Origin of the sequence: Neisseria sp. P0016.S008, from assembly GCF_051957775.1 — a bacterium.
Taxonomy (GTDB): domain Bacteria; phylum Pseudomonadota; class Gammaproteobacteria; order Burkholderiales; family Neisseriaceae; genus Neisseria; species Neisseria flavescens_B.
The window spans coordinates 40,270-52,784 of sequence record NZ_JBQCWB010000003.1; the positions used below are offsets into that span (position 1 = coordinate 40,270).

General features: G+C 49.8%; 10 protein-coding genes. 8 read left to right on the forward strand and 2 right to left on the reverse strand.

The window, feature by feature from the left end; translation table 11 throughout:
* Nucleotides 1-16 precede the first annotated feature (16 nt).
* Nucleotides 17-448 carry an EamA family transporter gene (locus ACTHS8_RS04380; RefSeq protein ID WP_003680126.1) on the forward strand — a complete coding sequence of 144 codons (432 nt, stop codon included), beginning with the start codon at nt 17-19 and terminating at the stop codon, nt 446-448.
* 70 nt (nt 449-518) lie between these two features.
* On the opposite strand, the gene ACTHS8_RS04385 is transcribed toward ACTHS8_RS04380, so the two are convergent.
* Nucleotides 519-1,661, reverse strand: a complete 1,143-nt coding sequence (locus ACTHS8_RS04385; protein WP_137041143.1) for an extracellular solute-binding protein — start codon at nt 1,659-1,661, stop codon at nt 519-521.
* 308 nt (nt 1,662-1,969) lie between these two features.
* Here ACTHS8_RS04385 and rpsT point away from each other — a divergent pair, with 308 nt between their 5' ends.
* The 6 genes from rpsT to lpxH all read left to right on the forward strand — a co-directional run bounded on the left by rpsT (nt 1,970) and on the right by lpxH (nt 8,758).
* Nucleotides 1,970-2,233, forward strand: a complete 264-nt coding sequence (rpsT, locus tag ACTHS8_RS04390) for a 30S ribosomal protein S20 (protein ID WP_002212556.1) — start codon at nt 1,970-1,972, stop codon at nt 2,231-2,233.
* Between the two features lie 168 nt (nt 2,234-2,401).
* Entirely contained in the window at nt 2,402-3,544 is a 1,143-nt protein-coding gene (locus ACTHS8_RS04395; RefSeq protein ID WP_311458834.1) for a phospholipase A, read from the forward strand.
* 150 nt (nt 3,545-3,694) lie between these two features.
* Nucleotides 3,695-4,396 (forward strand): DUF502 domain-containing protein, encoded by a 702-nt coding sequence (locus ACTHS8_RS04400; RefSeq protein WP_311458832.1) that lies wholly within the window; start codon nt 3,695-3,697, stop codon nt 4,394-4,396.
* 64 nt (nt 4,397-4,460) lie between these two features.
* Nucleotides 4,461-6,269 (forward strand): aspartate--tRNA ligase, encoded by a 1,809-nt coding sequence (gene aspS / locus ACTHS8_RS04405; protein WP_440373092.1) that lies wholly within the window; start codon nt 4,461-4,463, stop codon nt 6,267-6,269.
* Between the two features lie 239 nt (nt 6,270-6,508).
* Nucleotides 6,509-7,894, forward strand: coding sequence for a PIG-L deacetylase family protein (locus ACTHS8_RS04410; protein ID WP_440373093.1), 1,386 nt, complete (start codon nt 6,509-6,511; stop codon nt 7,892-7,894).
* A gap of 153 nt (nt 7,895-8,047) precedes the next feature.
* Nucleotides 8,048-8,758: a UDP-2,3-diacylglucosamine diphosphatase gene (lpxH, locus tag ACTHS8_RS04415; protein WP_440373235.1), complete on the forward strand. Its 711-nt coding sequence runs from the start codon at nt 8,048-8,050 to the stop codon at nt 8,756-8,758.
* A gap of 71 nt (nt 8,759-8,829) precedes the next feature.
* Here lpxH and serB read toward each other — a convergent pair whose 3' ends face one another.
* Nucleotides 8,830-9,660: a phosphoserine phosphatase SerB gene (serB, locus tag ACTHS8_RS04420; RefSeq protein WP_440373094.1), complete on the reverse strand. Its 831-nt coding sequence runs from the start codon at nt 9,658-9,660 to the stop codon at nt 8,830-8,832.
* A gap of 550 nt (nt 9,661-10,210) precedes the next feature.
* Between serB and ACTHS8_RS04425 the strand changes: the two genes are divergently transcribed.
* On the forward strand, nt 10,211-12,418 hold the full coding sequence (locus ACTHS8_RS04425) for a TonB-dependent siderophore receptor (RefSeq protein WP_254321493.1): 2,208 nt from the start codon (nt 10,211-10,213) through the stop codon (nt 12,416-12,418).
* Nucleotides 12,419-12,515: the final 97 nt, after the last annotated feature.

Below are 12,515 nucleotides of genomic sequence, written 5' to 3' on the forward strand. Positions count from 1 at the left end.
AACAAAGGAATAAAACATGAGCAGCAACGCATGGCTGTTTTGGGCATTGGCATCGGCAGGCTTCGCCTCATTGACTGCCATTTTCGCCAAAATGGGTTTACAGGGCATAGATTCGGATTTCGCCACCTTTATCCGCACCTTGGTCATCCTCGCCGCTTTGGTACTGTTTTTAACCTACACCGGCAAATGGCAGGGCGTGAACGGCTTTACCGGTCGTAACTGGACATTCCTCATCCTATCCGGCCTCGCCACCGGCGCTTCTTGGCTCGCCTACTTCAAAGCCCTGCAACTGGGCAACGCCTCGCAAGTCGCACCCGTCGACAAATTCAGCCTGGTCTTAGTCGCCCTGATGGCCGTTGTTTTCTTAGACGAACGCCCAAGTACGCAGGAATGGATAGGCTTAGGCTTGGTAACCGCAGGCGTATTGACTTTGGCTTTGAAACGATAAAAATTGGGACATCAAAAAAGGCCGTCTGAAAAATTTCAGACGGCCTTCGCTTCAAACAATCAGCTCAATATTAATTTGAACCGACTTTGATTTTCTGCCACAAGTTGACAGACAGTTTTTTCGCATCTGCGCTCATTTGGGGCATGACGAAACCGTCTTTCATGTCTTGCTCGTTCGGGAAAATAGAACGTGTATTCACCAGCTCGGCAGGCATTTTTTCGCGCGCAGGTTTACTTGCAGGTGCGAAGGTTACGGCGATACCGTTTTTCGCAGCCACTTCGGGATCCAGCGTGTAGTTGATATACTTGTGGGCATTGACGACGTTTTTCGCATCGGCCGGAATCAGCCAAGATTCGATCCAGAAGCCCATGCCTTTCGGAGTCAACACTTCGATGCCGACATTGTTTTTTACTTCTTCAGAACGCGCTTTGGCCAAGTTCAAGTCGCCGCCGTTACCTGCCGCCAAGCAGATGTCGCCGCGCGCCAATTCGTCAATGATGGAAGGGCTGAAACGTTTCACGTCAGGACGGATGGTTTTCAACACTTCTGCCGCCGCTTTCAAATCTTCAGGATTCGAGCCTTTAGGATCTTTACCCAAGTAGTTCAACAAGATTGGGAACATTTCGCTCGGGGTATCCCACAAAGCGATGCCGCAAGATTTCAGCTTGTTGGTGTATTCGGGTTTGAACAGCAAATCCCAGCCGTTTTCAGGCAGCTTGCCGCCCAAAAGCTCTTTACCCTTCGCCGTAATCGCCAAAGTGTTCACGCCGGAGAAATAAGGAACGGCATATTGATTGCCCGGGTCGGCGGTCTCCAACATCTTCAGCAATTCAGGGTCGATGTTTTTGTAGTTCGGAATCAGATCCTTATTGATTTTTTGGTATGCACCTGCCTCAATTTGACGCGGTAGGAAGGCAATACCGGGCACAACCAAGTCATAGCCGGATTTACCGGTCAGCATTTTGGCTTCCAGCGTTTCGTTGTTTTCATACAAATCGTAAGTCAGCTTCAAATTGTTGGCTTTTTTGAAGTCTTCGACTGTACTTTCGTCAACGTAGTTTGACCAGTTGTAGATATTCAAAGTATCGGTGGCGGCTGCTTCGGCATTGGCAGCAGGCGCGCTGCCTGCTTGAGGTTGCTCGGCTTTTTTCTCGCCACCGCCGCACGCGGCCAAAGACAATGCGGCCAATACGGCTAATACAGATTTTTTCATACGGGCAGATTCCTGATGAAAGAGTGGTTAATGTCAATAAATAAGAAACCCTGCACCCCATAAACACCCCGGCGCAGAGTTAGGCTATTGTAATGGAAACGTAAGCAAACGCAAAGCAATATCCATCTGATTTTTATTGAAATAAGGCAAAGCAACACCATCTTTTTACCAAAAGCGTTGCACCGGCTGTCGTTTTTGGGCAAAATACGGCTGATTTGCGCGCGTTTATAGAGAAAAAGCTTGCACACAAGGAAATCTGTCTTTAAAATTGCGCGTTTACAGAATTTATTTTTCAGGAGATATTCAATATGGCAAACAGCGCACAAGCCCGCAAACGTGCCCGCCAGTCGGTTAAACAACGCGCCCACAACGCCAGCCTGCGTACTGCATTCCGTACCGCTGTGAAAAAAGTGTTGAAAGCAGTTGAAGCCGGCGACAAAGCTGCTGCTCAAGCAGTTTACCAAGAATCCGTTAAAGTCATCGACCGCATCGCTGACAAAGGCGTATTCCACAAAAACAAAGCAGCCCGTCATAAAAGCCGTCTGTCTGCTAAAGTAAAAGCTTTGGCTTAATACTGACGCAGATGCCGGAAATCCTGACAACCAAAGCAGGATAATCGAGCTGATACGATGCCCCTGAGGTCTTGCCTTTCAGGGGCATTGCCGTATTCACAGCCCAAACCGACTGAATAAACCCATTTACCCTCTCATCAGGCCGTCTGAAAAACAACGGAAACTCTCATGAACAAGATGTTGAAACATTCCCTAAGTATCGGATTCATTGCCGCCGCCCCACTAGCCGCCGCCGATACCGCCGCCCTACACTGCACTACCATTCAAGACAACGCCACCCGTTTGGCGTGTTACGACAACATCTATTCGGCGCAACTTCCCCCTCAATCCCCACTGCCGCAAGCGCAAACCGAAACCGCCAAAACACCGGTTGACCTCGAACAAAGCATCCGTAAGAGCATTGAGAAAAAAGAAGCTGCCATCGTATTCGACAACCCTACCCATCCGAATATTTCAGACGACGTATTAAGCGAAACTGCCGACAGCTACACGCCTTTAAGCCTGATGTACGATTTGGATAAAAACGACACACGCGGCCTGTTGAACGTACGCGAGCACAACCCTATGTACCTCATGCCCGTTTGGTACAACAGCAGCCCCAACTACTACCCGGAATCCCCCAGTCGCGGCGTAACCACGCAGGAAAAATTCAGCGAGCAGAAACGCCTCGAAACCAAAATGCAGGTTTCCTTCAAAAGCAAGATTGCCGAAGATTTATTCAAAACCCGTGCCGACGTATGGTTTGGCTATACCCAAAAATCCGACTGGCAAATCTTCAACCAAGGCCGCAAATCCGCTCCGTTCCGCAATACCGACTACGAGCCCGAAATCTTCATTACCCAACCCGTTAAAGCAGACCTGCCTTTCGGCGGCAAACTGCGTATGGTCGGTGCAGGTTTTGTTCACCAGTCCAACGGTCAAAGCCGCCCCGAATCCCGCTCATGGAACCGCGTTTACGCCATGGCCGGCATGGAATGGGGCAAGCTGACCGTTATTCCTAGAGTTTGGATGCGCGCCTTCGACCAAAAAGGAGATGACGACGACAATCCGGACATCAACAAATACATGGGCTACGGCGACTTAAAAGTCCAATACCGCTTCAATGACAAACAAAATGTTTATTCCGTCCTGCGTTACAACCCGAAAAGCGGACGCGGTGCCGTTGAAGCTGCTTATACCTTCCCAATTAAAGGCAAACTCAAAGGCGTTGTCCGCGGTTTCCACGGCTACGGCGAAAGCCTGATTGATTACAACCACAAACAAAACGGCATCGGCTTCGGCCTGATGTTCAACGACTGGGACGGTATCTGATTCCCCCATATTGTTCAGACGGCCTGTGCAATCAAGGCAGCCATCTGAAACAATAAAACAAAACAAGCCATTCGTTTAAAATACTCGTTTCCTAGCGCCCAAACGCGTATAATGCAAAGTTTGGGCAAAACTTGCCGGAATGAAACAAAGATGACAGAAGCAGCAGCCGAAAGCGGAAAAATCGCCAAGGCTTTAAAGAAATACCTGATTACAGGCGTACTGGTTTGGTTGCCGATTGCCGTAACCATCTGGGCGATGACCTACATCATATCCGCCGCCGACAGACTGATCAGCCTATTGCCGGAAAGCTGGCAGCCCCAGCATTTCTGGGGATTTAACATACCCGGTTTGGGCATTGTTGCCGCCACCGTCGTCTTGTTCGTTACCGGCGTATTTGCCGCCAACGTTTTAGGCAGACGGATTCTCGGCGCATGGGACAGCCTTTTGGGACGCATTCCTGTCGTCAAATCCATCTATTCCAGCGTTAAAAAAGTTTCCGAATCCCTGCTCTCCGACAGCAGCCGCTCGTTCAAAACCCCCGTACTGGTTCCCTTTCCGCAACCTGGCATTTGGACGATAGCCTTTGTTTCCGGCCATATCCCCGACAAACTCAAAGGCAGCCTGCCGCAAGATGACGACTATATTTCCGTTTACGTCCCAACCACGCCCAACCCGACCGGCGGCTATTACATCATGGTTAAAAAAAGCGACGTTCGCGAGCTGGACATGAGTGTGGATCAGGCATTGAAATATGTAATTTCGCTGGGCATGGTGATGCCGGACGACTTACCGGTTAAAGCCCTACCCACCCAAAAACTGTCTAAAGACGGTGATACCGAACATAACAATTAAGGTCTTCTTTTTTCAGACGGCCTTTCCTTCTTTTTCAAATTGAACAATATAAAAAGGTGATTTTATGCGTACCAACTATTGCGGCCTTATCAGCGAGCAATACTTAGACCAAACCGTTACCGTCAAAGGCTGGGTACACCGCCGACGTGACCACGGCGGTGTGATTTTTATCGACCTGCGCGACCGCGAAGGCATCGTTCAAGTCGTTATCGACCCTGACACTCCGGAAGCATTTGCCGCTGCCGACTCTTCCCGCAACGAATACGTCTTGAGCATTACCGGCCGCGTACGCAACCGTCCAGAAGGTACAACCAACGACAAAATGATTTCCGGCAAAATCGAAATCCTTGCCAAAGAAATCGAAGTCTTGAACGCTGCCGCTACGCCTCCGTTCCAAATTGACGATGAAAACATCAGCGAAAACGTTCGCCTGACCAACCGCGTTATCGACTTGCGCCGTCCTACTATGCAACGCAACCTGCGTCTGCGCTACCAAGTCGCTATGGGCGTTCGTCGCTACTTGGACGCGCAAGGCTTCATCGACATTGAAACGCCGATGCTGACCCGCTCCACTCCGGAAGGCGCGCGTGACTACCTCGTACCAAGCCGCGTTCATCCGGGTGAGTTTTTCGCGCTGCCGCAATCTCCACAATTGTTCAAACAACTGCTGATGGTGGCCGGTTTCGACCGTTACTACCAAATTACCAAATGTTTCCGTGACGAAGACTTACGTGCCGACCGTCAACCTGAATTCACTCAAATCGACTTGGAAACCTCGTTCTTAAACGAGGATGAAATCATGGACATCACCGAAGGAATGGCCAAACAAGTCTTCAAAGATGCCTTGAATGTAGATTTGGGCGACTTCCCACGCATGCCTTACTCTGAAGCCATGTTCTACTACGGCTCTGACAAACCGGATATGCGCATCAACTTGAAATTTACCGAGTTGACCGACTTGATGAAAACGGAAGAATTCAAAGTCTTCCGTGGCGCAGCCGACATGAAAGGCGGCCGCGTGGTCGCTCTGCGCGTACCGAACGGCGCAAAATTCAGCCGCAAAGAAATTGACGAATACACCAAATTTGTCGGCATCTACGGTGCGAAAGGTCTGGCATACATCAAAGTAAATGATGTGAGCAACCTCTCCAACGGCGAAGACAGCGGCCTACAATCTCCAATCGTGAAATTCCTGTCTGAAAACGCTCTGAAAGAAATCATCGAGCGTACCGGCGCGCAAAACGGCGACATCATCTTCTTCGGTGCGGACAAAACCAAAGTCGTGAACGAAGCCATCGGCGCATTGCGCATTAAAGTCGGCTTGGAACACGGCGCAGAAAACGGCTACTTCGTGGACGAATGGAAACCTTTGTGGGTTGTCGACTTCCCAATGTTTGAATACGACGAAGAAGCTGACCGCTACGTTGCCGTACACCATCCGTTTACCGCGCCTAAAGAAGGTCATGAAGACCTGATGGTTTCCGACCCTGCAAACTGTTTGGCCCGCGCCTACGACATGGTATTGAACGGCTGGGAAATCGGCGGCGGCTCTATCCGTATCCACCGCGCAGACGTACAAGAGAAAGTATTTGCCGCGCTGAAAATCAGCCCTGAAGAGCAACAAGAGAAATTCGGCTTCCTCTTGGACAACCTGAAATTCGGTGCACCTCCTCACGGCGGCCTTGCATTCGGCCTCGACCGTCTGGTTACCCTGATGACCGGTGCAGAATCTATCCGCGACGTGATTGCCTTCCCGAAAACACAACGTGCACAATGTCTGCTGACCAATGCGCCTAATGTGGTCGACGACAAACAACTTCGCGAGTTGAGCCTGCGTCTGCGTCAGAAAGCAGTTGAAACAAAAGAAGCGTAATTTATCGGCTTAACCTTTAAAATATCAAGGCCGTCTGAAATTTTTGAAATTTCTTTCAAACTTTTCAGACGGCCTTTCTACATTTTGATCGTTTATATATAATCAACCCGCAAACTGTTTTATTTTAAATGTTCACTTTAATGACGTTAGAGTATGAAAAACAACCGTTTGTAAGAAAAACAAACAAATAAGCTCCACAAGCACTATCATGACTGTTACAACAATAAAGGAACCAAACAATGTTTCTAATACTAACGGGGCTGATACTGGCTTTTTTTGTTACATTGCTTATTATTACTTCAATTATTCATAAAAAACAGTTTGCCTACAACACACACCAAGACTATAACTATCCCTCCCTTCCCTCTACCGCGCATGCTACCCTCAAGGGTAGCAGCCTGACTTTACCCGCCACTATCAGCGGGCAAGATACCGTTATTGCCAAAATCCGTATCAAATCCATTTGGGCAGGATTGCTGGTATTACCTTTTGTGGAAACCATTTCATCTAAGGGCAAATGGAAGCAATATTTCGAGTACGGTGCAAAAGGCGTGCGCTATATCAATCTGAGCGATACTTTCTCCGACAGCGACAAAACCATCCGCCTGGAAGGCAAATACCTAACCTTGCCCGACCAAGAAATCGAACTCTCTGTTTATCCGCGTGAAAACCTAGACGGCAAAAAAATCCTTGTCCTCGCGCCTCATGCTGACGATGCTGAACTCAGCGCATACGGTTTGTATGAAAAACACGCCGCCAATTCAATGATCTGCACCTTAACTGCCAGCGAAGGCGGCAGCTTCCACTATGGCAACCTTTACGGCACATGCGAATGCGACACTCAGGCACAATATCTGCAAAAAGGCCGGATGCGCGTTTGGAACAGCCTGACCGTTCCCCTTTTGGCTGGCGTGCCGTCTGAAAACATCCTACAACTGGGCTACTTCGACAGCACTTTGACCGCCATGCGCCAAAATCCGGAAAAAGAGATTAAATCGACCAAAATCGATACGGTCGATGTCGATATTTTCCGCCGTGCCAACACCTCCCCATTGGCGAGACACCTCAAACCCGGCTCGACTTGGAACAGCTTGGTGGACAACCTTGGCTATCTGATAGAAACGTTTCAGCCGGATATTATCGTGTCGCCGTCTCCCAATATTGATGCGCATCCCGACCACCAACATACTACGCTGGCCGCCATCGAAGCCCTGCGTAAAATCGATTACCGCCGCGGCAATCTGTTTTTGCACACCATACATTATCTGAGCGACGACTTCCCTATCGGCAAATTAGGTTCTTCCCTCAGCCTGCCGCCGCCCTCCGAGCAACCGTTTTACTTCCAAAGCATCTATTCCCATCCTTTGGATAAAGAAGAACAAAACCGCAAACTTCTCGCCCTTGATGCCATGAACGACATCCGCCCCAATTCAGACGGCTATATGCGTTGGAGCACCATGATATTCAAAGGCTTAAACAAACTGCGGCACCACGTCCTCCATCTCGACAAAGACTTGGTCAATCGCTTTGTCCGCAGCAACGAATTCTTCTATACCGTCCCCATCAGCGACTTGTACAAAGAAGAGACGCTGAAACAAATCACCTATCAGGGCAAAGCCCAATAAACCAGAAAGGCCGTCTGAAAAGATGTTTCAGACGGCCTTTATCACACCAAATCAAAACAATAAAATCACTGCATTACAAACGAAAAACACCAAGCCCAAATCCAAACGCGACAACCCAAGTTATAATAAAACCCTTCCCACACGCCCCACATCATCATGCCGATTTACTTCATCGCCGATTTGCACCTGAGCGAATCCCATCCTCAACTGACCGCACTCTTCCAAAAATTTATCCAAGAAAAAGCCGTTCATGCCCAAGCCGTATACATTCTTGGCGACCTTTTCGATTTTTGGATCGGCGATGACGAAAACAGCCCTTTGGTTCAAACCATCAAACAAACCATCCGCAGCCTAACCGAGCGTGGCGTCGCCTGCTATTTTATCCATGGCAACCGCGACTTCCTCATCGGCAAAACCTTCGCCCGCGATACCGGCATGACCTTACTGCCCGAGTACGCCGTTATCGACCTGTTCGGCACACCCACCCTACTCTGTCACGGCGACACCCTCTGCACCGACGACCATTCTTATCAAAAATTCCGCCGTACCGTCCATCAAAAATGGCTGCAACGCCTGTTCCTGCTCCTGCCGCTCACACTCCGGCTGAACATCGCCACCAAAATCCGTAAGCAGAGCAAACAGGACAAGCAACACAAAACCGCCGACATCATGGACGTCAATCCAACCTTTACCCACGATACCGTCCAACGCTTCCACACGCCCCTGCTCATCCACGGCCATACCCACCGCGAAAACATCCACCGCAACGCCGATTACACTCGCATTGTACTCGGCGACTGGCGCGACAATTACGCCTCCATTCTCGAAGTCGATGCCGAAGGCTACCGTTTTATCGCCTTATAAAACATCAGGCCGTCTGAAAACCGGTTTCCCGATTGTTCAGACGGCCTGACTAACAAACACCCTCAAACAGTTTACGCAAACCAACCGCGTACTCGCTCCAAACCACCAAAGCGCACACATGTATCCGCATTCGCTTCAGTTTTCGGTTTCGCCCGATAAGCAATGCCGAATCCGGCTTCCAATATCATCGGAATATCGTTCGCACCATCACCCATCGCCACCACCTGCCACGGAGCCAAACCCAGTCGCTCACGGTATTCACGCAACAAATCCGTCTTAGCCTGCGCATCGATAATCCGTCCTTTCAGACGGCCTGTCAGCTTGCCGTTTTCCACTTCCAACACATTCGCAAAATGGAAATCCAAGCCCAAACGCCGTTGCAGGCGTTCCGTAAAGAACGTAAATCCACCCGACACCAGCATAAACTTCACATCATTCCGTTTGCACTCTTCCAACAAAAATTCCGCGCCCGGCGACAGCTGTAGCACTTTCTCGTACACCTCTTCCAACACGCGCTCGTCCAAACCGGCCAGCAAAGCCACACGCTTACGCAAAGACTGCTCAAAGTCCAGCTCGCCGCGCATCGACTGCTCCGTAATCGCAGCCACCTCATCTTTCAACCCAACACCGGCCGCAATCTCATCCACACACTCAATCGTAATCAGCGTCGAATCCATATCGCTGACAATCAGTCCCAAATCAGCAAAAGCCACATCCGGCAACACCGCACCATCTATCTGCTGCGCAATCAACGCCGCACGCATCTCGTCCGTCAATTCAAAATCATCATCAACCGGCACACGCAACACCGACTTCCCTGATGGCGCAGACACCAAACCGCCAAACGCCGACCAGTCGCACGCGCCCAAATCCCCATGCTGCAACACCAAAACTTTCTTCATCTCATTCTCCTCATACCCCAAAACCTTTACAAACCACATTCAGCTTAAAACAACAAAACCGTATTTTGCAAAGGCCTTAAAAAACAAAAACAGCATTATAGCCGAACAACCCCGGCAATTTTCAGACGGCCTGTAAACAATTCAACTAGAGCTACCAATACCAATCCCTGCATCAACTAAACAAGTCATGACTCAAAAATTTGATTTAGGACAAGCTGTTTAAAAAACTTTGCAAGCAACAGATAACTTGTTGTTGCTTTTTCTTACAGTTTCGATATAGTTCTTTATGGCTAGTTTGGCACTACCCCTTATATCTAGCTTTCATTGCATTACAACCTTCATTCGTTGCCAACGGCTCCCTTTCCGATGGCAACCTTTTTTTGGCCCGATGGTTTGGCAATATCAAAATTGAATCAAATAAAATGATTCGGGGATTTATATTTAATTTTTAAAACAAAACGGCTTATAAAAAATAACGGCTCAATTTAAACAGATATTGCCGCCAATATTTAAAAACAAACAGCCCTTTCTTTATCAAGGACCTCATCAAATGCATCATTCTAAGAAACTATTCAAACTAAGCACACTTGCCCTCTGCCTTGCCGCATTGCCCCAAGCCGCACAAGCTGCCGAAGAGGTACAACAGGCTGAAGTGGAACAAGTTACCGTAGTAGGTAAAAACAAAAGCCTGCGCACTGAAAGCCAAAACAGCTACACAGTATCCGCCTTGCGCTCAACCACAGGGCTGGTGCTCTCTCCGCGGGAAATTCCCCAATCTATCAGCGTTATTACTAAAAAACAAATTGAAGACCAAGGCATTACCGACTTAGAAGGTGCATTGCAAAACGCTACGGGTATCAATGTTTTCAAAAGCGGCGGACGCACGCATTTCATGTCGCGCGGCTATTTTATCGAACAGTTTGAAGAAGACGGCATTGCAACGCAACTCGGTTCGCCCGGAGGATTCGGCTTAGGCGGCCCGGCCGGCGACCCGACCAGTGCAACTGATATGGCCATGTACGACCACATTGAAGTGGTGCGCGGTGCGGCAGGTTTGACACAGGCAAACAACGAACCCGGCGGCACGGTAAACGCTGTCCGCAAAAAGCCAACTGCAAAACGCCAGCTTTCCGCCGATTTGATGGCAAACTCATGGGGCAAAGTAAACAGCGTCTTTGATGCATCCGGCACTTTAAGCCAAGAACACGGCCTGCGCGGACGCTTTGTCGGTTCGGTTGGCAGCAACAAAACCTTCAAAGACCAATCCGGCGGCCGCGACATCCTTCTGTATGGCGTGATGGACAAAGACATCGGCGACAACAGCAAACTTACCTGGGGCGCAAGCTATCTCAACCAAAACGAAACACCCGATCCGGACGGCCTGCCTATGCGTGCAGACGGCAAAGAGTGGAAACGCAGCCGCTATCTGGGTGCGGATTGGAACGAAGCCCGCCTGAAAAAATACAATCTTTTTACCGAGTTTGAACATTATTTCAACGACAACTGGAAACTGAGCAGCAAGTTGGACTGGCGTAAGAACACCAGTTCAAAAGAATATTACACGCTGGGTGGCACAGGTAACGGCATCGGCACAGACGGCCTGGGGACCACATACAGCTTCGACCGTTACGATGCTGGCAACCGCCAGTTCACTTTCCAAAACAACCTGACCGGCCGCATCTTCGCTTTCGGCCAAAATCACGACCTCTTCTTCATGCACAGCTACTCCAAAGAGAACGTGAACTCAAGCAACCGCTGGTTTGATGACAGCAGTACCTATGACGCAGATGCCTTTAACGGCAGCGAGAAAGCCAAACCCGATTGGGGTTCTGCCACAGCCAAAGCCCGTGGCGGTGACGGCCGTTATACTACCCATGCCTTTGGTTTGGGCGCGCGCATCAATCCTACCGACAAACTGCACATCATCGCAGGCGGACGCTATACCAGCTGGAAACGCGACTTCTATTGGGATCGCAACCTCAAAGACGGAGTAGCAGGTTCATCAGACTCGCTCAAACGCAACCGCTTCATCCCCTATGCCGGTATCACTTACGACATCACGCCTAAGCAAAGCGTTTACGCCGCCTACACGTCCATCTTCAAACAAACGATGAACCGCGACTACAACGACAACCTGCTGCCTCCGATTATGGGACGCAACTACGAACTCGGCTGGAAAGGCGAATGGAACGAGGGCCGTCTGAATACTTCCGTCGCCCTCTACCGCACCGACAAAGACAACAACAACCAACGCGTCAATGCCAAACCACACGCCTACTGGGAACCGCTCAACCAAAGCAGCCGCGGCTTGGACGCCGAAATCTCCGGCAGCCTGACCGACCATTGGCAAGTTTACGCAGGCTACACCTTCAACCGCAGCACCAACCGCAACAGCGTTACCGGCAATGTTGAATCTCGCCGAAAAGGCTACAACTTCAGCAGCCATACGCCGAAACATATGTTCCGCCTCTACACCAGCTATATCCTGCCGATTGATGACGGCAAATGGACGGTCGGGTTGGGGGTAAAGAGCAGCAGCAAAACCGCCAATTCCTACGGTTCCATCAAGCAAGGCGGCTACACCATTTGGAACACCAACGTCCAATACCGCCCGAGCAAAAACCTGCAACTGGGGCTGGCAGTCAACAACCTGACCGACAAACGCTACTACGAAAACCAATACAGCCGTGCCGCCAACAGCGGCAACTTCTACGGCGAACCGCGCAATGCCGTGTTTAGCCTGAAGTGGAAAATGTAAATAGCGGCAAACCGGGAGTGGATTGCCCTCCACTCTTCAAAAGCATATAAAAACCAATCATTTCTTATAAACAAGGCCGTCTGAAAGCAAAATTCTG